Here is a 23973-nt window from a genome sequence, read left to right on the forward strand (position 1 = left end):
CAGTCAGAGGCGCGTTACTTGCGCGGTTCGAGCGTTGTCAGCACCAGGACCGTGGTGGGAGCGCGGACCGAAAGGGTGGCATACGCGTTGTCCTGGGTGGGCCAACCGGTGAAGCGGGTGTCGTTGAACGCGCCCCATTCCGGGCCGGAGAACAGCGGCACCAGCGGCGCGACGTCGTTGTACTCTTCCTGGAGCTTGTTGGCGAGGTCCTTCTGCCGGGACTCGTCAGCCTCGGCAGCGAACTCCGCCAGCAGGGCGTCTGCCTTGGGGTCACCGAAGCGGTGGTAGTTGTCGAACGTCTTGGTACCCACCGGTTTCACCGTGGCTGAGCCCATGGAGGTATTGAAGTACTTGTAAGGGCTGGGGTCGTTGGCGGACCAGACAATGCCGGAATCAAAATCGCCTGACTCGTATCCCGCAACCACGGCAGCCCAATCGGGGGAGTCCACCTTCGCGGTGACGCCCACGTCGGCCAGGTTCTGGGAGATCACGTTGGCCACAGAAAGCCAGTCCGATGACGTCGCCCCCACGGAGATCTTGAATTCGAAGGGCTTGCCGTCCTTGAGGGTCCGCTTACCGTCAGCGCCCTTGGTGTACCCGGCCTTGTCCAGGAGCTCATTGGCCTTCTGGACATCGTGGTTGGTCCACGTGCAGTTGTCCTTGATCGAGGCGTTCTTCCACTTCTCGTAATTGCCGGACAGGCCCGTGCAGTCGGCCGGTTGGGCGTAGCCGCTCATGCCGATCTTGGTGACCTGGTCCCGATCCACAGCCATGCTGAGCGCCTTGCGGACATCGACATCGTTGAAAGGTGCCTTGGCCGTGTTCAGCTGCCAATTGATCATGGACCCGGTGGCAGGGAACCAGTACTGGCGGTGCTCTTTGTCCTTGGAGACGAAGGTCTTCTCGATGTTGGGGATGTACTGGGGCGCCCAGTCAACATCGCCGTTGGCGGCGGCCAGGTTGGCGCCGTCGTTCCCGGCGAACGCGAGCATCTTGATGCCGGCGATCTTCTGCTTGTCCGGCTGCCAGTAGTTCGGATTCTTCTTGAGCACGAAGGACTGGGCCTGGAAGCTGTCCACCTCGGTGTACGGACCGGTGCCAACGGGCTTGGCGTTCGCATCCTTTTCCGGGTCAGGCAGTGCAGACCAGATGTGCTTGGGCAGAATGCTTAGCTGGCCCACATCATAGAGGGCGGGGGACCAGGGTTTGTTGAAAGTGAACGTGACCTTGTTGCCGTCGGCGGTCACGGTATCCAGGTACTCGTAGCCGCCCTTGAACTTCTTTTGGAGCTCGAAGGTGTACGCGACATCGTCCGCCACCAGTGGCTGCCCATCGGACCACTTCACTCCGTCACGCAGGGTGAAGGTGATCGACTTGCCGTCGTCCGCGGCTTTCCATTCGGTGGCGAGCCACGGAACCGTATCTCCCTTGGCCGGATTGAAGATCAGGAGCGACTCATAAATGGACTGTTGAACCATCGGGTTCACGGTTGGTGCGAAAGGATTGAAGTTCTGGACGAACGTTCCCATGTCTTCGCGGGGGATGGTGAGGAACGCGTTGGCGTTGGCAGCGGCGTCTGTGCCGCTGGTCTTGTTGACCGTTGCCGCGCAGCCGGTCAGCAGCATCGCGCCAACTGCCAGGCTGGCCGCTGTGACGCGGGCAGCCCTCAGGAATCGGGGTTGTGTCATGATGGTTATCTCTTTCCTATCTTCATCGTCCAAGGTGAAGGGGTGGGTAAGGGGTTTGCTCTTCGGGTAATGATTTAGCGGTCAGACCGAAGAGCGTTCTAGCAGCGGACAGTCGACCAATTGCTGGTCGGCAAGGATCGGCTGTCCTGCTGTTAGAGCGGCGAGTGTCTGGACTCCCAGGGCACCCATTTTTTCAAAGGGCAACGCAACCGTGGTCAGTTTGGGCCTGAGGTAGGCAGCAATCAGTTCCTGGTTGTCGAAGCCGATCACTGCGATGTCGGCAGGGATGGTCAGTCCCCGCTCCTTGATGGCGTCATAGGCGCCCATCGCCATGCGGTCGTTGAGGCAGAAGAGGGCTGTTGGCCGGCCCGCGCCTGCCGGATAGCGGTCAAGTATCCGGCATGCTGCCTCATAGCCACCGTCTGCGGTGGCATTTCCGGAAACCACCAGCTCAGGATCAAGTGTCAGCCCGGAGGCTTCCAGCGCGTCCCGTGCACCCTGCAACCGCCCGACGGCGGCGGGTATGTTCGGGTCCAGGTTGATGATTCCGATCCGGCGGTGGCCGGCCCGGAGCAAACGTTCGACGGCGATCCTGCCGCCTGCTCGCTCGTCCGGGACGATTGAAGGCAACTTCCCGTCAGCATCGAAGCAGTTGATGAGGACGGTTGGTACCTCGTTGGCGCTGGCCGGAACGTGGACCGCGCGGTGGAAGGTGGCCGCGTACAGGAGTCCTTCCACCCGTTGTTCCAGGAGTTTCTCCGTGGCGGCGTCCTCCAAACCTTTGTTCGGTCCTACAGCATCGGCCTGGTCGGAGGGCGCGATGAGCAGGAACTTACGGTCAAGCCATGCTTGGTCCTGGGCTCCTTTGATGATGTCGACGGCGAAGGGTGCAGTCACGATCTCGGTGACTATCCCATACCAGTCGCTTCGCTGGGATGCCAGGGCCCTGGCTCCGGCGTTGGGGCGGTAGCCCAGTTCCTGGACGGCGTGGTTGATGCGCGCCCTGGTCTCCTCGGAGATGCTCGCGTTTTCACGGTTGCTGAGGACAAAGGAAACCGCAGTGCGGGAAACGCCGGCGTGTTTGGCAACGTCATTCATGGTGACTCCCCGCTGCCGCACGGGTGCTGCAGCGGGGGAAGGAGTACTTTTCGCCATCGAATGCTCCGGGTCTTCTTCGACACTGGGCTAGCCAGAATAGGTGGGCTCTGAAAGAGTCCCGGTGCTTCGCCAACCTTGTGGGTAACGCGCGTTACCGGAACATGTGATTCAGGTTACGCGCGTTACTTGGGGAATGTCAACAGCCGGTTGCACTCCGACGCTATTGAGAGATGGACGGCCTGGGGGTGTTCAGGATCGCCGTCACCGAAGCCGGGCAAATACGTCGTCAATGAACAATGTTGCCCAGTAGCTTCCGCCGCCCATCATCATGAAACCGAGGACGCCCAGGGGCAGGCTGCCCAAGGGAAAGCTGGTCAGGAGAAGTCCCAGGCCCCAGAAGGCCACCACCACCCCACGGAGATAGATCCTCCTGCGGGCGCGCTTCAGGTCTTTGGTGCTCATGAGGACTGCGAATGCGGGATCGTCCGCCTCCAGTCCTGCGGCGATAGTGTCCAATGCCTGTTTATCGGAAGGTGAAAGTTCCATGGACGGCCTCCTGTTCACCCCTCCAGCGTCACGCTGCTGGAGGGGGAGCAACAGGGTCGAAAGTCACACCGGACAAAGCATGGCAGCGATGCTTAGCTCTTGAGCGTGCCGTCCAGCAGTGCCCGCAGCTCACGGAAGTGCCGTTCCGTGGCCTCGTGATGATAGGCCGAGGTGTCCGCCATGGTGTACCCGTGCGGTGCACCGCTATAGATCACATTGGTTGCGTTAAGACCCGCCTCTGCCAGGGCCGCGCCCAGGACCTCGACGGCCTTGGGATCCATGCTGGGGTCATGGTCCGCGTGACCAAAGACGAAGCGGGCCCGCGCTTTGCCGAGTTCGCGGTGCGGGCTGTCGGGTGCGTCGCCGGCCAGGCCACCGCCGTGGAAGCCGCCACAGGCCGCAACCTTGTGGGGAAATGACGTCGCGGTGCGCACAGCCAACCGGGCTCCCATGCAGTAACCCGTAGTTCCCATGGGTCCGGAGTCCACGCCGTCCAGCTCCGCCAGCGCGGAGACCCATGCCTGGATGTCCGGCAGGGCCTTGTCCGACGTCAGCCGGCCGACGCGCGGAAAGGCAGCTTTGCCGGCTGCTTCCCTGCCTTCCGGAGTGGACATATCAGCGGCCGGTGCAAGGCTGGAGATCGACCCTTCACGGTAGAAAACGTTGGGCACCAGGACCACATAGCCCCAGTCGGCGATTCTCTGGGCCATGTCCTCGATGCGGGGCCGGATGCCGAACGCATCCATGTAAAAAATGACTCCGGGCGATGTGCCCGCGCCGCTGGAGGGGCGGGCAACAAAGGCCTCCGCTGTGCCGTCCGCGGCAGGAATGGAGATGTACATTTACCAGCCTTATGCTTCAGGGTCTTTGTCCGGCACGCCGGTTCGATGTCCGGCCATGGCGGCGCGTACGTCGCCTTCTTCGTGGTGGTCGTTCTTCTTGGCAAACGGCAGCAGCTTGAGCAGTGGGTGGATGATCACCATGACCAGCAACCCCCATGCAGCACCCAGAACTGCCGAGCACAGCGTGTTTACCAGCCAGGCTAGGAAGCCGCCGGCTACCGGAATTGCCGCGAAAGGTGACTCCAAGGCGTGGACCAGGTCGTAGGGGCCATACCAGCCAAGGTCATGCGCGCCCTGCAGCATGATGTGTCCACCTACCCACAGCATGGCGATGGTTCCCACCAGGGTAATGACGGCCAAAACCTTGGGCATTCCCTTGACCAACAGGTGGCCGAAGCGCTTGGATCCGGCAGAATCCTTGGTGGTCAGGTGGAGGCCGATGTCGTCCATCTTGACGATCAGCCCAACCGCTCCGTACACCAGCACAGTGATGGCGATCGCCACCACCACCAGGATGAAAGCCCGGACCCACAGGGATTCGGTGGCTACTTCGTTCATGGCAATGACCATGATCTCGCAGGAAAGGATGAAGTCGGTGGTGATGGCACCCTTGGTGACCTTGGCCTCGGCCTCGGGGCCTCTTTGGACTGCAGGAGCCGTTCCGGCGGAGGAATGGCCGCGTAGTTTGTGCCACACCTTTTCTGCGCCCTCATAGCAGAGGTATGTGCCGCCCAACATCAGGATGAACGGGATGATGCCGGGAATGAAGGCGCTCACCAACAGGAGGGCAGGCAGGATGATGATCAGTTTGTTGCGCAGGGAACCCCAGAAGATCTTTTTGATCATGGGCAGTTCGCGGGAAGGGTCCGCGCCGGAGACGTACTGCGGGGTGACGGCGGCATCGTCAATGACGACGCCGGCAGCCTTCGCTCCCGCTTTTGCGGCGCCGGCGGCGATGTCGTCCACCGAAGCGGCAGCTATGCGGGCCAGTGCCGCGACATCGTCCAAGAGGGCAACCAGGCCGCCACTCATCGGGCACACTCCTGCTGCTGGAGGTTGTGGATGGGGGCGCTGGGTTTATGGCGGGAATGCGTGATCGGCATGATCGGAGTATACGGGGGCTGGCCGTTTCATGACGTGGGGCCGGTTGGGCAGCCAAGGGTTTTTTCGCAGCCGGTAGTCTTTGAAGATGAGTGACACCGCGCGGGAAACCATCACGTTCGAGGCCCGGTTTGCCACGGCATTTCCGGAACTGTCGGTCCCGTGGCAGGCTGCGGAAGCTCCTGAACCGCAGCTTCTGATGCTGAACCAGCCACTCGCCGTCGAGCTTGGTATTGATGTGGACTTCCTGGGCAGCCCGGAGGGCGTGCGGCTTTTGATTGGAGACCGCCTGCCGGAAGGTACGACGCCGGTGGCCCAGGCATATGCAGGGCACCAGTTTGGTTGGTACTCACCACGGCTGGGGGACGGAAGGGCGCTTCTGCTGGGTGAGGTCGCCGGCACCGATGGCGCGATCCGGGACATTCACCTCAAGGGCTCCGGCCGGACGCCCTTTGCCAGAAACGGTGATGGGCTTGCGGTTGTGGGACCAATGGTTCGCGAGTACATCATCAGCGAAGCCATGCATGCTTTGGCAATCCCCACCACCAGGTCCCTCGCGGTGGTGGGGACCGGGCGCCCTGTTCAGCGGGAGGTGATGCTCCCCGGCGCCGTTCTGACACGAGTGGCCGGCAGCCATCTTCGGGTGGGCAGTTTCCAATATGCCCGGGCCACCAATGACATGGACTTGCTCCGTCGCCTGGCCGATTTCGCAATTGACCGCCACCACCGGCCGGCGGCAGGAGACGGCAACCGCTACCTCGGACTCCTGAAGGGTGTCATCAGGGTCCAGGCCACGCTGGTGGCGCAGTGGATGCTGGTCGGTTTTGTGCACGGCGTCATGAACACGGACAACATGACCATCTCCGGCGAGACCATCGACTACGGTCCCTGCGCATTCATGGACGGCTTCGACCCGGCAGCGGTGTACAGCTCCATTGACGAAGCGGGGCGGTACGCCTACAGGAACCAGCCGCTGGTGGCGGAATGGAACCTGGCACGCTTCGCTGAAGCCCTGGCCCCCTTGCTCCACGATGACGAGGAGCAGGCGGTGTCCTTGGCGGTGGACGCACTGGGCGAGTTCCGGGTCCAGTACAGCGCCGCATGGTTTGACGGCATGAAAGCCAAGATCGGTCTGCGCGCGGACAGTGATCCTGGGGAGGCCTCGGCCCTGGTGGACGGTTTGGTTGACCTCATGCGGGAGTCGCGCGTCGATTACACCTCCTTCTTCCGCAGCCTGGCCAAAGCTGCGCGGGGCCACCTTGAGCCGGCCCGCGGAGCAGTTGTGGACCTGGCCGCATTTGACGAATGGCTCGTGCGATGGCGTGCCCTCGGTCCCGATGCCGACGCCATGGATTCGATCAACCCGGCCTACATCCCTAGAAACCATCTGGTGGAAGAGGCGTTGGAAGCGGCGACGGAGGGCGATATGGCGCCCACGGAACTCTTGCTGGACGTTTTGGCGAGCCCTTTCGAGGAACGGCCGGGATGGGAAAAGTACGCCACCCCCGCCCCGGAGGCCTTGGGCCCTTACCGGACCTTCTGCGGAACCTAGTGCAAGCGGGGCGTAGACCCCAATTCTTACCAAGGCGCCCTTGTGGCAACTTGTAAAAATGCCGGCAAATCACGCATAGTAAAGAAGAAAATTCACGCTGAAGAAGCCCGGCGATCCATCCTTCATCCGGAGGGTCGCTCACCGTGCCCACTGACGAGCAAGCCGACGACTTTCAGCGGCTTCACCACCTGATCACCAGCACTGACGATGTCAAGGGCTTCCTGGACGGCATGACCCGTTACGCTGCCACCACCATGAGCCGGGCCACCGGCGCCACGGTGGAGTGTGCAGTTACCCTCTGGCGGCGCAAGCGCGCCTTGACCGTTGCGGGCAGCAGCGATGAAGCCATCCTTCTTGACGGTGTTGAACAAAGCATAGGAGAAGGTCCAGCGCAGGCAGCCCTGTCCACTGAGGCGCCGATATTGCTTGCTGACGCCGGCGCCGACGACAGATGGCCCAAGTACGCCAAGGACCTCGTGGTGGCAGGGGTTCACAGCGCCTTGGGAGTTCCCTTGGTTTTGGGAAATGACGCCGCTGCGGCCCTCAATTTCTTTTCTCCCGCCAGGAACGCCTTTTCGAAGGTGGCTGTCCAAGAGGCCATGGTCTTTGCAGATATCGCCGCGCAGGCGCTCAGGCTCGCCCTGCGGATCGCGACGGCGGATTTGCTCGCCGAAGACCTCAAGGCAGCCATGGTCCGGAGGACCGTCATTGATTTGGCCTGCGGAGTCATCATGGCCCAAAGCAATTGTTCGCAGGAGGAGGCGTTCGATTTCCTGCTGAAAGCTTCCCAAAACCGCAACCAGAAATTGCATGGTGTTGCCGAGGACATCATTTCAGCCAAGACCGTGGGCGACACGAGTCCGCGGACGGTGTTCGACAACTAGGACAAAATCCTATTCGGGAGCTCCTGAGGCCTTCCTGATGATGGCCGCAAGGTCCCCGCGGAGCCCGTCCATGTCCACGGCCAGTCCCTCGAGGACCTGCCCCTCCAGATCCCGGCATTCCTGCAAAAGTTCCTTGCCCGCCGTCGTAATGTCTATCGCCTGGCTGCTCCGCTCCGGTTCCGACATCCTTCGGGTCACGCAACCCCTGAGCTCCAGCCTGAGCAGGGATGCGTTAATGAGCCGGGGTTGGAGCCTCAGTGCGGTGGCCAGATCATCCTGGCTCGCTGGGCCGCCGGCGTCCAACGCGTCCAAAACCGTCACAGCCTGCATTCCCAGCCCCAAAGCCCTGAGTCGTTCTGTCCAGTGCTGCTCCACCAGCCGGGCAGCGGCGGAGAGCAGGCGCGTATTGGGCCACCGTCCCACGTCAGGAGTGGTCATGGGAGCACCCGGGCTGGTTCGCAGGTGTGGCGTGGGTCTGTGAGTCTGGCGTCTGGTCGAAAGAATCTGCAAGCTCCTTCACGTCATCCATCCGGCTTCGGGCCTCCGATGCTTCCGGTAGCGGGTAACCGCCTCCTGCGGCGAGGCCATGAACCTATCTAATAAGCATACTGATGGATTCCAGAGTAGTCATCCCGTTCACCGATTGCCAAGTCATCACGTCGGGCAGGCGAGCCGTGAACTGTTTGACCGGCACCAACCTATGATGGGACGGAGCCGCTGCTCAGGAAGGGTCTGGTGTCCGTTGTGGGGGAGCAACACGAAAGCGATCGCGGGGCGAAAAATGCGAACCGTACGGAGTTATGGCGTGCTTTCGCCCTCCCCGTGGTTGTCGGCCTGGCGGTGCTGGGTGTTGCGGGAGTGAACTTCGCAGGCGGCCTGGCGCAGAAGCACAATGACAGCGAAGCAGCGGCCGCTTGTCAGGTCCTGCCCAGGGAGCGACTTGTTCCGGACACGGGCGCCCTGTTCGGCGTGAACCTGGATTGGCATTCCAAGTCCTTGGAAACATTTGCCGCCGATCTTGGCCATAAGCCCGCCGTGAGTGTTTCCTTCACCGGATTCCCCCTGACGTCCAAAGATGAAGAAGATCTTGGGCGGGCAGTGGAGCAGATCCGCGCAGATGGTCAGATGATGCTTTTGACTCTTGAGCCCACTGGAGGCCTGGAGGGTGTCACTGACGAGACCGCTGCTGCACTGGCAAGGGACCTGGCAGGCTACAACAGCCAGGGCGTGCCTGTGATTGTGCGGTTTGCCCATGAGATGAACGGCTCCTGGTACGCCTGGTCCCAGCAGCCGCAGAAATACGTCTCTGCATTTCAAACCATGGCCAAAGCCATCCATGCTATTGCTCCCGGTTCAGCCACCATGTGGGCCCCCAACTACGGTGGCGGATACCCTTTTGCCGGCGGACAGTATGAAGCCAAGCCCGGCACGATCGGTTTCTCCGCGTTGGACACCAACGGCGATGGCGTCCTGACCATGGCCGATGATCCCTATGCACCGTACTACCCGGGGGACGACGCCGTGGATTGGGTAGGCATGTCGCTCTACCACTGGGGCAACAGCTATCCGTGGGGCGAGAATGAGCGTCCGGAGCCCAACAAGTTCGCAGATCAGTTGACCGGTCACTACGCGGGCGCGAACGGGGACGATACCCTTCTGCCCGATTTCTATGGCGTTTATGGCGAACTTCATGGAAAGCCTGTGGCCGTGCCCGAGACTGCAGCGCTTTTTGCTCCGGGAGCTGTGAAGCCCACTCCGGGTGCTGAACAACCCGCCGAGCTGGAGATCAAGGAAGCCTGGTGGGAGCAGCTTTTTGACCCGTCCATCCCGCAGCGGTTTCCCCAGCTGAAAATGATCAACTGGTTTGAGTGGGACAAGAACGAAAGTGAAGTCAAGGGACGGGTGGATTGGACGGTGACCAATACACCGGCAGTTCGGGATGCCTTCACCGCAGCCCTTCCTGGCTGGTTCCGCTACGGACCGGAATCAGCCTGCACTCCCTAGCTCCTTGGCTGGTAGTGCTCGGCCAACTTCACCAGGCCCTCATCCAGCGATACTTCGGGCTTCCACGCCAGAAGCTCCTGTGTTTCGCGCTGGTCGAACCAATGTGCGGTGGAGAGTTGTTCGGCAAGGAATCTGGTCATCGGCGGTTCGTCGTTCCGGCCCGCCGTGATCCACAGCCGTTCCACCACGGATCCCACTGCCCTGGCGAGCTTGCCCGGAACGGACCAAGCCGGAGCCGGAACTCCTCCGGCTTCGCAGATCCCGGCCAGCAATTCGCCGATAGGCCTGGGTTCACCGTTGGTCACTACCACCGCCTTGCCGTGGATATGCTCCATCCGGACCAGGGCTGCGGCAATCGCCGAGGCCGCGTTGTCTATATAGGTGGTGTCGATCAGTGCGGCACCGGCATCCAGCAGCGGAAGGCGCCCCTGGGAGGCGCGGGCCATGACCCTTTCCACCAACTGTGTATCGCCCGGTCCCCACACGATGTGGGGACGCACGGCGGCCACTCGCAATTCAGGTGAATCCGCGGCCAAGGCCAAAACCTCGGCTTCTGCCTTGGTCCGGGAGTAATGACCATGCGCCTTCGATGGGTCTGCAGGTTCTGCCCCAAGCCCGATGATTGCCCGCCCGGAATTGGCCACCGAAGGAGAGGAAACAAACACCACGTCCCGCACGCCGGCTGAGCGTGCATGTGCCAGCAAACGACGGGTTCCCTGAACGTTTACTTTGTGGAACTCCGCCGCTTTTCCGGTGAAGGAAACCTTGGCAGCCAAGTGGATGATCGCTTCAACTCCGGCCACGGCATTCCGGACAGGCTGGTCCTCGCTGATGGAGCCACGAATATCGGTTGCTCCGTCCACTCCGGAGGAACGCCGTTGGAAGGTGGCCACCTCATGGCCGTGCTCCACAAACAGCCGGGCAACTTCCCGGCCCAGCATTCCGCTGGCGCCGGTAACAAGGACCTTCACGGCTTGCCCACGCGCCCGCCGGCCAATACCTTGGCTGCCCAACTTGACAGGCGGGTCCTGTCAATCTTCGCGTTGTGCCGGATGTCCGTCGGCTGGGCAGGCACCACCAGGACCGCAGCAACAGCTGCTCCCGCTCCTGCTGCGGCTTCCCGCACCTTATGGGCCAGGCCCGCAGGTGCGGGGCCCGCGGTGCGGGTTGCGGGGACGGTTTCGACGATCGCCACCGCGGCTTGCGTGCCGGCTGGTCCGACACCGGCCACCGCTGCCAGACCTACGCCTTCGACCCGTTCAATGGCCTGTTCCACCCCAACTGGTGTCAGTGCGCCATCCGGAGTGGTCACCACGTGCTGCATGCGGCCCTCAACCCAGAGTCTGCCCAGATCATCCAGATGCCCCACATCGCCGGTACGGTGCCAGCCTGTGGGGCCGCTCCCGGCTTGCTGGGTCAACCAGAGCCTGTCATAGGAGTCTTTGACGTGAGGCGCATTGACAAGGATTTCCCCAGAGACGCCTGCCGCGGTGACCAGGGCATTATCCGCCGCCGTGCCATCGTGGGCCAAGGGGGCGATGGCGATCTGCGCACCGTGCACCGCCATGCCAACGCACACGCCGTGACCAGCTCCACGGACGGCTCCGGCGGCAGCGTCTGCTTCTGCTTTGTGGATGTCTGCCAGGTTGATGTCGGTCACCGGCAAGGCTTCAGTCATGCCGTACGGGGTGTGAAGCCGGGCCAGGGGAAGCAGGTCCTGAACTTCCTCCAGCAGGGACGAGGAGATGGGCGCGCCCGCGGACAGAAGCATCTCCACTGTGCCCAAGGCGTTTGTGGAATCAGGACCAAGGGTGTCCCTGGTGGCCAGCACATTGCGGAGCGCAGCCGGCGAGGCAAACACCACGGTGGCTTCAATGGCGGCGGCGGCCTCGGCCAAGGCAGAGGCAGTCAACGTCCGCGGCGCGGTCACATCCATTGCGGGTGTCACCGAGACCGCTCCCAGTGCTGGCCCCAGAAGTGCGAAAGGTGCGAATCCGGCAACCAACCGCGCGCCCGGCCTGATGCCGAAGGTCTCGGCCAGCGTATCCCGCGTCGACGCCAACTGCCCGTGGGTGTAGAGAACACCCTTGGCCGGACCTGTGGATCCGGACGTAAACAGCACAGCAGCGGGCGCGGAAGGGTCCGTGTCATGTCCGGCAGTGGCACCCCGGCCGGCGCCGCGGCGGGACAATTCGGCCAGGGACGCCACTGCACCGAGCATTCGACGGCGGCTGGCCGGGAGATCCTTGACGCTGATCTTCCGGCCTGGCCAGCCAAGAAGGGAAGCTGCCATGAGTGCCTTATCGATTCCAATGATGAAATCCGGAGCAGCCCCTTTGACGGCGCGACTCAAACCTTTGGTTCCCAATCCGGCGTCGGCCACCACCACGACTGCTCCCACACGCAGGCAGGCGTACAGCGCAACGGTGAGATCCACGCCAGGCGGAACCATGAGGCTCACCCGGTTGCCGCGGACCACGCCCACATCCTGCAGACCTGCGGCGAGGTTGGCGATCTCGCTCTGCAGCTCTCTCCACGTCCGTGAACGGCCCAGGGTTCCGTCGTCCGCCATTTCTGCAACAGCAGTCTCAGGGCCCATGGGACCGGCAGCCTGCTGGTCGAGCAGATGCCAGAGGGGACGGAAGGGCACAGCATGATTGAGACGCTCGCCAGTTGCCGCCGCGGCCTTGGGGGACTCTCCGGAAAACGCGTTGATTCGCAGCCATTGGAAGATGGGTCCCGCGATGTCCCTGTCTTCGGCAACGAGGTGGCCTGCACCTTCAAAGCGGTGGACATCGGCGTGGGGGAGACGGCCTACCAGGTCTTTGAGATACCGGTCGGAGAAGATGGGATCCCGGGGGCCCCAGAGCATCAGCGCCGGCAGTTTCAGGCTGCGGATTCCTTCTGCCACTGCGTCCAAAGCAGGGAAGCTCGGATGGGTGGGGTCGGCGGGAATGTCAGCCACAAAGTTCCCTACTCCGCCGCGTTGCGAAGTGCGCAGATACGGTGCCATGTACGCTTCGCGGATCGTCGAAGGCAACGGCGGGTGAGCCAACGCGTGGGTTACCCGCAGGAAGGAATCTGTTGTGGTGGTACCCCATCGGTGGACGGCGGGGTGGAGTGCCAGCCGCAGGGCTGCGGGGATGCGGGAGTCCGCAGGTTGGTGGACGGCCGTGTTGGTGAGGATTGTGCCGGCAAGCTGGTCCTGGTGGGCCAAAGCCCACCCGAGGCTGATCACGCCTCCCCAATCGTGGCCCACGGTGATCACGGGCCCGTCAATATTAAGCGCACTGGTGAGGTCGCCAAGATCGTTGATCCGATCGGCCAAACGGCGGAAAGTACCTGTACGCTCGGAGAAACCCATGTCCAGCTGGTCCACGGCCACTACCCGCCACGGCTGGGACTCCTGCACTCCGGCGGCCAGCAGGCTGCGCCAAAGATAGGACCACGTAGGGTTTCCGTGGACGCACAGCAACGTTCCAACGGGTGTGAGGCCACGCTCGGCCAGTTCGGGACCATTGTCCAGGAAGTGCCAGCGGTGTACCGTTCCGGGAGCGTCAACGCCGGACGTGGAGGGGACATTGAGGGTCCGCGGCCAGCGCGGATCCACTCCGGGCCAGGGGCCGTTCACCATATGATTTCCAACATGCCGGCGTTGAGGCCGGAACCAACCCCCATGCAGAGCACCCTGTCACCGGCATTCAGGGACTGGGCCTCTTCGGCGAGGGTCATGGGCAGCGAAGCCGGGCCCACGTTGCCCCAGTGCGGGAACGTGATGGGTACCTTTTCCGGGTCAAGCCCCACGGCGCTGATGATGGCCTGGGTGTAGGCGTTGCTGACCTGATGGGTGACATACCTGTCCATGGCGCCCCAGTTCCATTCCGGCTGCGCCTCGTGCCAAGCATCCACCACCAGTTCCAGGCCGCCATCCAGCAACCCTTTGGTGTCCGTGGTCATGCCGTCAATGCCGCCAACACACAATTCGTGGTGTTCGGTTCCGGCCCTCATGACGCCGCCAACCAGGCGGTGCGCGCCGCTGTGCTCGTCGGCTGGTCCCAGGACGGCCGCTGCTGCTCCCGAGCCCAGTGTGAGCGTCGCAAACTCGCGGTTGAAATCTTCCCGTGTTGTTTCGGGGCGTTGGAGCCTGGCCAGAGTGGCTTCCTGGGTGACCTGGGCGTCCTCTCCGTTGACAATCACGGCGTATTTGATCTGCCCGGAGTCAATCATGTTGGCGGCCAGGATCAGGCCATTGACAAAGCCCAGGCAGGCGTTGGCCAAGTCAAAGTTCATGGCCGACGACGGCAGGCCAAGGTCGTGGTGGATCTTCACCGCAACAGACGGTTCAAGGTTCCTGCGGGTCACCGAGGTGTTGATCAGCAGACCCACCTCGGAAGGCTCGATGCCGGCGTCGGCCAGGGCTTTTGCGCCGGCCTCAACGGCGGCGTCGTCAAAGGACGTCCCTGCGGCCCACCAGCGGCGGTGTGTCACGCCTGCAACCCGCTCCAGGAGTCGGGGAGGGAACTTCAGCCGTTTAAGGGTTGAAGCCAACGTCCGGTCAAAGTCCGATGAGCTGACCACCCGCGGAGCCTCGACGCTACTAACCGACAGCAGAGCGGTGTTGCTGTGCCTGAAGGTTGCGTTCCCTGCCAATTCAAGCCCCTGTTCGTTTCTGTCCCACATGCATGCGGTGACTGTACCCCTTTAGCGCAGTTCCAAGCCCGGCTGCGCTGTGTGCGCTGGCGGGTTTGGCTTGCCTCTATGTTCCGCGGCATTCGCTGCGCGGAAAAATGGAGACCCTTAAGCATGACAGAAAAGTGGGAGTGCCCTGCACCGCGGCCAGGGTACCCAGAAAATCATCATCATGCTTACTATTGGGGATCGGCCCAAGAGCCCAACAACCACACCGGGAGCGGACATGGCACTGAGCAAGGGAACCAGGGTGGAATGGAACACCCCGCAAGGCAAAACCCACGGCAAGATCGTGGAAAAGAAGACCAGTGACTTTGAGCTCGAGGGAAACACCCACCGCGCCAGCGACGACGAGCCGCAGTATGTGGTGGAGTCGGAGAATACCGGCGCGCGGGCGGCACACAAGGCCTCGGCCTTGAAGGAAGCATCCGGCAAACCATCCGAAAAGAAGTAGCGTCATGGCCCGCCGCCACGACGTCCTGGTGATCGGGGGCGGCAATGCGGGCATTTCACTTGCCGCGCGCCTCAAACGCTACGGCGTCAAGGACATCGGCCTGATTGAGCCCAGGGACCAGCACTTCTACCAGCCCCTGTTCTCACATATTGCCGGTGGTCGAGCATCGGTCAAAGAAGCTGTCCGCAGTCAGCGTTCCGTCATCCCCCGGGGGATCCACTGGATCCAGGACACGGCCACTGATGTGGACGCACAGGCACGGACCGTAACTCTGGGTTCCGGCGAATCAGTGTCCTATGGAAACTTGGTGGTGTGTCCGGGGATCCAGTTCCAGTGGGAAGCTGTCCCCGGCCTGGCTGAGGCGGTTCATTCCCCCTACGGCACCTCGCACTACGAGTTTGAGCTCGCGCCCAAAACATGGTCCCTCCTGAGCAGCCTGGACGTCGGTACGGCGATCTTCACCATGCCGTCAGAGCCGGTCACATGCGCTGGAGCGAGCCAGAAACCCATGTATCTTGCGTGCGATCACTGGAAGCAAGCCGGAGTCCTGGACAGCATCCGGGTTGTCATGGTTCAGCCGTATCCGTCTGTGTTCGGTGTCCCGCACGTGGACCAGGAGCTGGAGAGGAAGATGGCGGAGTACGGCATCGAGCTTCGCACCAACAGCGAGTTGGTCTCGGTGGACGCATCCAACAGAACGGCCAGCATCCGGCACAACCCCACCGGCGAAGTGGAGAAACTGCAGTACGACGTCCTCAACGCTGTACCTCCACAAAGTGCTCCTGATTGGTTGAAGGGTACGGATCTGCCGGCGGCCGGAGATGACGGCGGCTTCGTGGAGGTGGACCCCGGGACATTGCGACACCCCCGTTATCCGGAAGTCTGGTCGTTGGGTGACGCGGCGGCAACAACCAATTCCAAGTCAGGAGGTGCCTTGCGGAAACAGGTCAAAGTCCTGGCGAAGAACCTGGTGGCAGCACAAAGAGGAGCCGCTCTTCCTGAGAGGTACAACGGCTATTCGGTATGCCCTTTCACTGTCTCCAGGGACACGGTGGTTTTTGCCGAATTCGATCAGGACTACAACCAGATGCCCAGCCTTCCCGGAGTGCCCACGTGGAAAGAGAGCAAGCTGTCATGGGTGGTGGACCGTGTGATGTTTCCCCAGGTCTATTGGCGCCTGATTCTCAAGGGACGGGCATGACGACGGCGGCACCCACCGCCGTTCAGTACTCGCCTTTGATGACGAAATAGGATCCGCGGATCACGCCGGCCAACCTGGATTTTTGCCGGGCGAACTTGAACGTGCCGGCCAGTTCCTCCGGGACCTCCATACCGTCGGAAAGCTTGAAGCCCACCGCCCTTTTGCCGCCGGCAGTGCTGTACATGACGTTGATGGAAAGCCCGGACTGATAGAAGACGTAGGACATGTCCAGGTCCTCAACCTGGAATGCAGTGGCTTCCAACGGCGGGGACTCGATCACGATGTTCCGCTCCTCGCGGAGGATTTGGCTGACCCGCCCAACTACCTCCGGGACCTCAGCTGCCGGACTTACTTCAAAAACATGCTGATACTTGTTGCGGAAATACCTGGCCTCATTGGCACGCAGCCCGGCCAGGGCCTCCGCCACGGGGGAGGACTCCAATCCTTCAGTGGAAACCTCGGAAAAATCAACAATGTGTGGCATGGGTGCTCCTGCGTCTGTGGGCCACGCCTATGGCAGCCCGGCCGTTGCTTGGATGGCTCCGCGTTATTGCCTGCCGGGCCATTCCCTTCCTGCCCAAGGATCATAGTCGGCCAGCAGGGGCTCTTGCCCGATGCGCAGCGCCTCGGGGACGTGCTGTAAGTTGACGCGCACCCGGTACCAGAGGGAACTCGATCCCCGCATGCCGTCAATAAGGATGTCGGCGGGGTGGAGCGCCTCCACGATCTCCCTGTGTTTGGACTTCCACTCCTCAACGGCGGCCAACGCTTCGGGTTTGGTTCTGGTGCGCGCCACCTCAATCAACGGCACGGTGGAGACCCGGCGTCCCGAACCGTCTCCGGTCCTGGGTGCTTTTTCCGCCGGTCCCAGCTCGGTTGCCAGGGCAAGCAAACCTTCCAGTGATCCTGCAGAATCGTCAATTCCGGAGTGGGGGTCGCCCATGTCCGCGAAACGCCCAGGCACGGTAAGCACCGTGAATTGCTCCGGACTGGCCGTGGCCAGTTCCTCCCAGTCCAGCGGAGTCGAGACGCGCGCGTCGGGCAGCGAACGCACGGAGTATGCCGAGGCTACTGTGCGGTCTTTGGCATTCTGGTTGAAGTCAACAAAGACGCTTTCCCCGCGTTCCTCTTTCCACCACCGGGCAGTCGCCAGGCCCGGCGCACGGTTTTCCACTTCCCGGGCCAGTGTTTCTGCGGCGAGGCGTACATCCTTGTAGGTCCACTCGGGGGAGATGCGGGTGAGGATGTGCAACCCCCTGGAACCACTGGTCTTGGGCCACCCTTTAAGGCCGACGTCGGCCAGAACGTCGCGTGCGATCCAGGCGGTGTCCACAATCTGTGACCACCCGACGCCGGGCATGGGGTCCAGGTCAACGCGCAGCTCATCGGGGTGGTCCAGGTCCTCCGCCCGCACCGGGTGCGGATTCAGGTCAAGGCAGCCCAGGTTGACCACCCAGGCCAGTCCTGCGGCATCGCGGATGACTGCCTCCTCGGCTGAGGTACCCGACGAGTAGTGGAGGGTGGCTGTGTCTATGAACTCCGGATGGTTCTCCGGCACACGCTTTTGGAAGAAGGGCTCCTGGTCGATGCCTTTGGGAAATCGTTTGAGGACCATGGGCCGTCCGGCTGCGCCTCTGAGAGCTCCCTCTGCAACCTCCAGGTAGTAGCGGACCAGATCCATCTTTGTGATGCCGGGTTCAGGAAAAACCACTTTGTCGGGGTTGGAAACACGCACCTCATGGCCGGCGATGTCCAGGATCTGCACCGGGGATTTTGACGGGCTCATGCGGCCACGCTAGCAATCAATGCGTGCCCCCACCAGAGTCCCGTAAAAAGTCGTTGCCGCCGTCAGTGAATTTGTCCTGAAATTACCGGCTGGCTTAAATATTTAAAGTGGGTATGGTGTTGTTATCAACGGTTTGGGAGGAGAAAAACATGTCTGCAAAATTGCGTGGAAACGCCAATGTAAAAAAGACGGGAAAAACGGTTCTGGAGAAGCGTGCGCAAAAGAGGGCCAAGGCGGAGAGTGCTGATGGCATCTTTTCAAAACCCCGGAAGAACCAGCGCTAGATCAGGTTGGAGCGTGGAGAAGGCCATGGGCAGGCGTTTTGCTGCACTCATTGTCCCTGCAGACTTGAATATTCCGGTGCGGGTTGAGGTGATGAATGCCGAATTGGAGAAATACCGGAAATTGGTGCAGGGACCCGTGGAATCGATGAACTGCTTCGGTTGGCATGTTTATCTGAATGATGAAGCGGATTACATTCCGTTGCCACCAAACGTCCGCGCCGAAGTGCTGATCCGTGAGGCGGGTATTGGCGTGGATACAGTCAAGGGAAACGCGGTGTTTTTGGGAGACGGGCCGGACGGCGGGGAAGCTGACGTTCCTGAGTACTTGCTTCGGCTGGCGCAGGACCTCCTTGGCTTGCAGTTGGCTGCGTAAAAACCCCCGGAGCCGGGCACCACCAGCTTGGACGGAGCCTGGCGGACTATATTTGGCCATGTCAGCCCACCACCACAACTGCGGGAGCCTGCACGCCATGGCCAAAGAACTTGCCACCCAACTCATTGAACAACTCCAGGCTGCCGGGGTGCAGCGTATCTACGGGATTGTGGGTGACAGCCTCAATCCACTGGTGGACGCCGTCCGGCAGACGGGGGGTTCGGCCAATGGCGGCATTGACTGGATCCATGTCCGTCACGAGGAAGCAGCTGCTTTTGCGGCCGCGGCTGAAGCGCAATTGACGGGTAAGCTCGCTGTGTGTGCAGGATCCTGTGGGCCGGGAAACCTGCACCTGATCAACGGGCTCTACGACGCCAACCGGACAGGCGCTCCGGTCCTGGCCATTGCCTCCCATATACCCAGCAAGCAGATTGGCAGTGGATTCTTCCAGGAGACGCATCCGGACCGGCTCTTCAACGAGTGTTCCGTGTACTCCGAGATGATCAGCACCACCGATCAGGCTCCCCGGGTCATGCACAGCGCCATTCAAAATTCTGTGGCACTCAGAGGGGTTGCTGTTGTAACACTTCCGGGAGATATCGCCGGGCTGGAAGCCACCGCAGCCACCCCGGCGCCCGCCGCGTTCCGCCCCGCGAGCCTGGTGCCGGACCCTGTCAGCGTTCAAGAACTGGCGCAGGCCATCAACGACGCTGGAAAGGTAGCCATCTTTGCCGGCGTGGGCGTCGAAGGTGCCCATGCCGAGCTGATGTCCTTGGCGGAACTGATCAACGCACCCATAGGCCACTCCTTGCGTGGCAAGGATTTTGTCCAGTACAACAATCCTTTTGACATTGGCATGACCGGCTTGCTGGGTTACGGTGCTGCGGCCGAGGGCATTGAAGACGCTGATCTCTTGATTCTCCTGGGCACCGATTTTCCTTACGACCAGTTCCTTCCGGACACCCGCACTGCGCAGGTGGACCGTGCCGCGCAGCGGCTTGGGCGCCGGACCGACGTCGACATTGCTGTCCACGGTGACGTGCTTCCCACCCTGAAGGCCCTGCTGCCGCTGGTTAAAGCGAAGAAAAGCCGGCGGTTCCTGGATCAAATGCTGAAAAAGCATGACCGTCTCATGAACAAGGCAGTGGGCGCCTACACCCGCAAGGTGGAGAAGAAGCAGCCCATACATCCCGAGTACGCGGCATCCTTGCTGGACCAGGTGGCCGCAGACGATGCGATCTTCACGGCTGATACGGGCATGTGCAATGTCTGGACAGCGCGCTACATCAATCCACTGGGGACGCGGAGGCTGATCGGTTCATTCCTTCACGGCTCAATGGCCAACGCCCTGCCGCACGCCATTGGTGCCCAACTGGCCTTCCCGGGGCGCCAAGTGATCTCGGTTTCGGGTGACGGCGGCCTGTCCATGCTCCTTGGGGAGCTGGTCACAGCGGCCGCCCACAAATTGCCCGTGAACGTCGTGGTTTTCAACAACTCCACGCTGGGAATGGTGAAGCTGGAGATGCTGGTTGACGGCCTGCCGGACTTCGGCGTGGATGTTCCGGATGCCAACTACGCCGGTGTGGCGAAGGCGCTTGGCTTCCATGCTGTCCGGGTGACGGATCCTGCCCTGGTTGAATCCGCTTACCGTGAGGCCTTCGCCCACCCGGGTCCCTCCTTGGTGGAACTCATCACCGATCCGAACGCGTTGTCCATCCCGCCCAAGATTTCCGGTTCCCAGGTCATCGGGTTCGCCACTGCGATGTCCAAGGTGGTCCTGAACCGTGGTGCCGGCGAGGCTGTCAGCATGGCGCGCAGCAACCTGCGGAATATCCCCCGGCGTTAGTCCTGGGTGAGGGCTGACGCCAGGTAGGGTGCAGTCCTGCTGTCCGTGGAGGAGGCGACGACGGCGGGCGGTCCGGCGGCAATGACCTTGCCGCCGGCGTCGCCGCCGCCGGGCCCCAGATCGATGACCCAGTCAGCTCCCGCCACCACATCCATCTGGTGCTCCACGATGACCACCGTGTTGCCGGCGTCCACCAGCTTGTGAAGCTGCGCCATCAGGCGCAGAACGTCAGCGGGATGCAGCCCGGTGGTGGGCTCGTCCAGCAGGTAGAGCGTGTTGCCGTGTTGGAGGCGCTGCAGTTCGGTAGCCAGCTTGATGCGTTGGGCTTCGCCCCCGGAGAGCTCCGTGGCGGGTTGCCCCAACCTGAGGTACCCCAGTCCGACGTCGTTCAGGGTCAGCAGGCTCCGGTGCACCCCGGGGAGGTCGGCGAAGAAGTCCAGTGCCTCCTGGACCGTCATGCCCAGGACGTCAGCGATTGTCTTGTCCCGATACTTAACCTCCAGGGTTTCCGGGTTGAATCGCGATCCATGGCATTCCGGGCACGGCCCGTAGCTGCCGGGCAGGAACAGCAGCTCCACTGCGACGAATCCCTCGCCCTGGCAGGTTTCGCAACGTCCGCCCGCCACGTTGAAGGAAAACCGGCCGGCACCGAATCCGCGCGTCTTGGCGTCCTCTGTTGCAGCAAATTCCTTCCGCACACCATCAAACAGGCCTGTGTAGGTGGCAAGGTTGGATCGCGGAGTACGCCCGATGGGCTTCTGGTCCACCGTGACCAAACGGTTCACATGGTCCTTGCCGGTGACGATGGCGGCACTGGCTTGCTTTTCCGGGGCATCGCGATCGCGGTTTCCGCCCTGTGATCCACGGAGCGCGGCTTCCACCGTCCCGCCCAGCACCCTCCCCACCAAAGTGGACTTGCCCGAACCGGAGACTCCCGTGACGGCTGTCAGCATACCCAGGGGAAAGCGTGCCTGGACATCCCGCAAATTGTGCTGGGTGATGTTCCGAAGTTCCAGCCACTCGTTCGCTTCCCGGGGAGGGTTCCCGGCACGACGTCCCTGGGGTGCTGCGACGCCGGATGTTTCGGCGTCAGGTGAAGCGGTGCCCGGGAAAAGGAAGGGCCGGGTCAACGAGCCCGGTATGTCAGTGAGGCCGTCGATCGGGCCGCTGTACAGAATTTGTCCGCCTCCGGCTCCGGCATCGGGACCCACATCCACCAGCCAATCCGCTGCCCGCACCACGTCCATGTTGTGCTCCACCACAAACACCGTGTTCCCGGATGCCTTCAACTGGTGAAGCACTTCAAGGAGTGATTCGGCGTCGGCCGGATGCAGGCCCGCTGATGGCTCATCCAGGACATAGATGACGCCGAACAGCCCCGAACGCAACTGAGTGGCGATCCTCAGCCTTTGCATCTCGCCCGGCGAGAGGGTGGGTGTCTGCCTGCCGAGGGCCAAATAGCCCAGCCCCAGGTCCGTGAGCACGGTGATCCGCTGAAGAAGATCGGTGGTGATCGCTACCGCTATCCCGTTGTGCTCGCCGGAGGTCCGGCTGCGTGAGGCTGTCTCGGCATCTTTGTGCCGGGTGGTCGGCCGGATGACGTCAGCCAGTTCACTCATGGGCAGGTGGTTCAGTTCGGCAATGGTACGGCCCGCGAATGTTACCGCCAGCGCCTCGGGGCGCAATCCGCTGCCATCGCATCGGGGGCAGCGTCCGGACTCCATGAAGCGCAGGGCGCGGTCCCGCATGGCCGCGCTCTTCGAGTCCGCCAAGGTATGCCGGACGTAGCTTCTGGCACTCCAGAACCTGCCCTTGTAGGGCTTGGCTACCCTGTCCCGCTGCGGCGTAACTTCCACCACGGGCTGCTCTTCGGTAAACAGGATCCAATCCCGCTGGTCCTTGGGCAGCTTCCGCCACGGAGTGTCAACGTCATAGCCCAAATGCGTGAGGATGTCGCGCAGGTTCTTGCCCTGCCATGCGCCAGGCCAGGCCGCTATGGCGCCGTCGCGGATGCTGAGATTTTGATCCGGAACCAGGGAAGCTTCGGTCACGGTGTGGGCGGTACCCAGGCCGTGGCATTCAGGGCACGCGCCGGCCGCTGTGTTGGGGGAGAAGGAGTCCGAGTCCAGCTGTGCAGAGCCTGCCGGATAGGTGCCGGCCCGGGAGTAAAGCATGCGCAGTGAGTTGGAGAGCGTGGTGACCGTGCCAACACTGGAGCGGGAGGAAGCGGTGCCCCGCCGCTGTTGGAGGGCGACGGCGGGCGGCAGGCCGGTGATCGACTCCACCTTTGGATTGTGGCCCTGTTGGATCAGCCGCCGCGCGTAAGGGGCCACAGATTCAAAGTAGCGGCGTTGGGCTTCGGCATAGATGGTGCCGAACGCCAGGGAGGACTTGCCTGAACCTGAGACTCCCGTGAAGGCCACGATGGCGTCCCGGGGGACGTCAACGTTGACGTTTTGCAGGTTGTTTTCTTGGGCGCCACGAACCCTGACAAACCCGTCCTCGGCCACAGGACCCTGCATGCCGGGTGTGTCGAAAGAGGGCGCATCATATGTAGTCAGGTTACTGTCCATTTAGTCGACTCTAGCTGCCGCCCGATCACTGCGCATGCGGGATCACTCGGCGGCAGGCCGTCGTCGTTGTTGTTTTGTCGCGGAACGCTGTTCTTTGGCCACTCTGTGGCGGCGGGCAGATCCCCGGGTGGGCTTTGATGGGCGGCGGACGGGCTCCGGGACCAGGGCCGTGAAGACCAGTGTCTTCAGCTTGGCCAGAGCCATTTCGCGGTTGCGCAATTGGGACCGTTCCTCCGAGGCCGTCACGCTGACGACTCCATTGACCAGGCGTTTTTCCAGGTGGGTGAGCAGGATTTGGCGCTGGGTGTCGGACACCGCAGTGGACCCGGCAATGTCCCACAGGAGTTCTGCCCGGGTGTCCGTGGTGTTCACATGCTGACCGCCCGGGCCGGACGAGCGGGAGAACCGCCAACCGAGTTCGGAGGCGGGGATGACCAGCGCCGGGGTCACCTGCAAGTCCATGGGTCCCAGTTTCTCATGCCCGGCGCTTGCCCAGGCGCACCTGCATCAGGCTGATGCGGGGGACTGGTGGACTTAGGATCAGGTTATGGCCAATGCGGTGGATGTTCTTGGCCCGGTCCTCGAAGTGATGACGTGGGTGGGGTTTGTTCCCGGCGTGCCCTTGCTGGTGAGTGCGTGGGTCATTTCCCGGCGCCGTTGCGTATGGGCTACTGCTGACGGAATCCGTTTTGCTGCTGGTGGATTCCTCGGGGTGCAGTGGCAGGATCAAGCCCACCAAGAGCAAAAAGTCCTGTTGGATATTCCCGCCCACCAGGACACTGTGGCGTCAGGGGCGGTGCTGGTCCACTACGATCTGTGCCATCCCTCCCAATGCTCCCTTGAGCCTCCCCGGCACGACAACACGGTCCTCATTCTGGGCTGGATATTGACGGGACTGGGCATCCTCAGCACCTTGGGTGGGTTTGTCCTGCTGCTGTTCCAGTAAGGCCCTTCGGTGCTGTTTGCTTGACTGTCTAGCAAATCAGTATCCTTACTAATATGGTGTTTGTGGGGATAAGCCCCGGACACGGTTTTGAGTCCAGCTACGACCA

22 protein-coding genes are annotated in these 23973 nt (G+C 62.2%); 9 read left to right on the forward strand and 13 right to left on the reverse strand.

What is annotated here, in order from left to right; genetic code table 11:
- Positions 1 to 14 precede the first annotated feature (14 nt).
- The 5 genes from JOE60_RS08655 to JOE60_RS08675 all read right to left on the reverse strand — a co-directional run bounded on the left by JOE60_RS08655 (position 15) and on the right by JOE60_RS08675 (position 5206).
- Positions 15 to 1688: an ABC transporter substrate-binding protein gene (locus tag JOE60_RS08655; protein WP_167266863.1), complete on the reverse strand. Its 1674-nt coding sequence runs from the start codon at positions 1686 to 1688 to the stop codon at positions 15 to 17.
- A gap of 81 nt (positions 1689 to 1769) precedes the next feature.
- On the reverse strand, positions 1770 to 2843 hold the full coding sequence (locus JOE60_RS08660) for a LacI family DNA-binding transcriptional regulator (protein WP_167266860.1): 1074 nt from the start codon (positions 2841 to 2843) through the stop codon (positions 1770 to 1772).
- A 204-nt stretch (positions 2844 to 3047) separates the two neighbouring features.
- Complete coding sequence (locus JOE60_RS08665) at positions 3048 to 3332, reverse strand: DUF3040 domain-containing protein (RefSeq protein ID WP_167266857.1); 285 nt, start codon at positions 3330 to 3332, stop codon at positions 3048 to 3050.
- A gap of 92 nt (positions 3333 to 3424) precedes the next feature.
- Positions 3425 to 4174, reverse strand: coding sequence for a dienelactone hydrolase family protein (locus JOE60_RS08670; RefSeq protein ID WP_167266854.1), 750 nt, complete (start codon positions 4172 to 4174; stop codon positions 3425 to 3427).
- Positions 4175 to 4183: 9 nt separating this feature from the next.
- Entirely contained in the window at positions 4184 to 5206 is a 1023-nt protein-coding gene (locus JOE60_RS08675; RefSeq protein ID WP_167266851.1) for a DUF808 domain-containing protein, read from the reverse strand.
- 157 nt (positions 5207 to 5363) lie between these two features.
- Between JOE60_RS08675 and JOE60_RS08680 the strand changes: the two genes are divergently transcribed.
- Both JOE60_RS08680 and JOE60_RS08685 read left to right on the forward strand, forming a co-directional pair.
- Complete coding sequence (locus JOE60_RS08680) at positions 5364 to 6827, forward strand: protein adenylyltransferase SelO (protein WP_167266849.1); 1464 nt, start codon at positions 5364 to 5366, stop codon at positions 6825 to 6827.
- Positions 6828 to 6970: 143 nt separating this feature from the next.
- A complete protein-coding gene (locus tag JOE60_RS08685; RefSeq protein ID WP_336109355.1) occupies positions 6971 to 7711 on the forward strand; it encodes an ANTAR domain-containing protein in 741 nt (246 codons plus the stop codon).
- Positions 7712 to 7720: 9 nt separating this feature from the next.
- Here JOE60_RS08685 and JOE60_RS08690 read toward each other — a convergent pair whose 3' ends face one another.
- A complete protein-coding gene (locus JOE60_RS08690) occupies positions 7721 to 8149 on the reverse strand; it encodes a MarR family winged helix-turn-helix transcriptional regulator (RefSeq protein ID WP_204814889.1) in 429 nt (142 codons plus the stop codon).
- Positions 8150 to 8446: 297 nt separating this feature from the next.
- Here JOE60_RS08690 and JOE60_RS08695 point away from each other — a divergent pair, with 297 nt between their 5' ends.
- Positions 8447 to 9715, forward strand: coding sequence for a glycoside hydrolase family 26 protein (locus tag JOE60_RS08695; RefSeq protein ID WP_338112567.1), 1269 nt, complete (start codon positions 8447 to 8449; stop codon positions 9713 to 9715).
- Here the strand turns inward: JOE60_RS08695 and JOE60_RS08700 are convergent.
- From JOE60_RS08700 to JOE60_RS08710, 3 genes are read right to left on the reverse strand one after another with little or no spacing between them, the layout of a single operon-like run.
- Positions 9712 to 10686, reverse strand: coding sequence for an NAD-dependent epimerase/dehydratase family protein (locus JOE60_RS08700; protein WP_167266847.1), 975 nt, complete (start codon positions 10684 to 10686; stop codon positions 9712 to 9714). The genes JOE60_RS08695 and JOE60_RS08700 overlap by 4 nt on opposite strands.
- Positions 10683 to 13349, reverse strand: coding sequence for an alpha/beta fold hydrolase (locus tag JOE60_RS08705; protein WP_167266845.1), 2667 nt, complete (start codon positions 13347 to 13349; stop codon positions 10683 to 10685). Before JOE60_RS08705 ends, JOE60_RS08700 begins: the two co-directional genes overlap by 4 nt.
- Positions 13343 to 14395, reverse strand: coding sequence for a 3-oxoacyl-ACP synthase III (locus JOE60_RS08710; RefSeq protein WP_167266843.1), 1053 nt, complete (start codon positions 14393 to 14395; stop codon positions 13343 to 13345). Before JOE60_RS08710 ends, JOE60_RS08705 begins: the two co-directional genes overlap by 7 nt.
- Before the next feature lie 235 nt (positions 14396 to 14630).
- On the opposite strand from JOE60_RS08710, the gene JOE60_RS08715 reads away from it, so the two are divergent.
- Positions 14631 to 14858, forward strand: a complete 228-nt coding sequence (locus JOE60_RS08715) for a hypervirulence associated TUDOR domain-containing protein (protein WP_167267092.1) — start codon at positions 14631 to 14633, stop codon at positions 14856 to 14858.
- A 4-nt stretch (positions 14859 to 14862) separates the two neighbouring features.
- Entirely contained in the window at positions 14863 to 16059 is a 1197-nt protein-coding gene (locus JOE60_RS08720) for an NAD(P)/FAD-dependent oxidoreductase (protein ID WP_167266841.1), read from the forward strand.
- Between the two features lie 22 nt (positions 16060 to 16081).
- On the opposite strand, the gene JOE60_RS08725 is transcribed toward JOE60_RS08720, so the two are convergent.
- Together JOE60_RS08725 and ligD are read right to left on the reverse strand one after the other, a co-directional pair.
- Entirely contained in the window at positions 16082 to 16543 is a 462-nt protein-coding gene (locus JOE60_RS08725; RefSeq protein WP_167266839.1) for a phage tail protein, read from the reverse strand.
- Positions 16544 to 16606: 63 nt separating this feature from the next.
- A complete protein-coding gene (gene ligD, locus JOE60_RS08730) occupies positions 16607 to 17845 on the reverse strand; it encodes a non-homologous end-joining DNA ligase (RefSeq protein ID WP_167266837.1) in 1239 nt (412 codons plus the stop codon).
- Positions 17846 to 17994: 149 nt separating this feature from the next.
- Between ligD and JOE60_RS18485 the strand changes: the two genes are divergently transcribed.
- The 3 genes from JOE60_RS18485 (at position 17995) to JOE60_RS08740 (ending at position 20348) form a co-directional block, all read left to right on the forward strand.
- The gene (locus tag JOE60_RS18485; RefSeq protein ID WP_275588128.1) at positions 17995 to 18129 is read left to right on the forward strand and encodes a hypothetical protein; all 135 of its coding nucleotides are present in this window, start codon (positions 17995 to 17997) and stop codon (positions 18127 to 18129) included.
- A gap of 13 nt (positions 18130 to 18142) precedes the next feature.
- Positions 18143 to 18502 (forward strand): DUF3846 domain-containing protein, encoded by a 360-nt coding sequence (locus JOE60_RS08735; protein WP_314323644.1) that lies wholly within the window; start codon positions 18143 to 18145, stop codon positions 18500 to 18502.
- A 97-nt stretch (positions 18503 to 18599) separates the two neighbouring features.
- On the forward strand, positions 18600 to 20348 hold the full coding sequence (locus JOE60_RS08740; protein WP_167266835.1) for a pyruvate dehydrogenase: 1749 nt from the start codon (positions 18600 to 18602) through the stop codon (positions 20346 to 20348).
- On the opposite strand, the gene uvrA is transcribed toward JOE60_RS08740, so the two are convergent.
- On the reverse strand, positions 20345 to 22870 hold the full coding sequence (uvrA, locus tag JOE60_RS08745; RefSeq protein WP_239529023.1) for an excinuclease ABC subunit UvrA: 2526 nt from the start codon (positions 22868 to 22870) through the stop codon (positions 20345 to 20347). The genes JOE60_RS08740 and uvrA overlap by 4 nt on opposite strands.
- 93 nt (positions 22871 to 22963) lie before the next feature.
- A complete protein-coding gene (gene arfB / locus JOE60_RS08750; protein ID WP_167266831.1) occupies positions 22964 to 23383 on the reverse strand; it encodes an alternative ribosome rescue aminoacyl-tRNA hydrolase ArfB in 420 nt (139 codons plus the stop codon).
- Positions 23384 to 23468: 85 nt separating this feature from the next.
- Here arfB and JOE60_RS08755 point away from each other — a divergent pair, with 85 nt between their 5' ends.
- Complete coding sequence (locus JOE60_RS08755; RefSeq protein ID WP_167266829.1) at positions 23469 to 23867, forward strand: hypothetical protein; 399 nt, start codon at positions 23469 to 23471, stop codon at positions 23865 to 23867.
- Positions 23868 to 23973 lie beyond the last annotated feature (106 nt).

This window comes from Paenarthrobacter ilicis (assembly GCF_016907545.1).
Taxonomy (GTDB): Bacteria; Actinomycetota; Actinomycetes; order Actinomycetales; family Micrococcaceae; genus Arthrobacter; species Arthrobacter ilicis.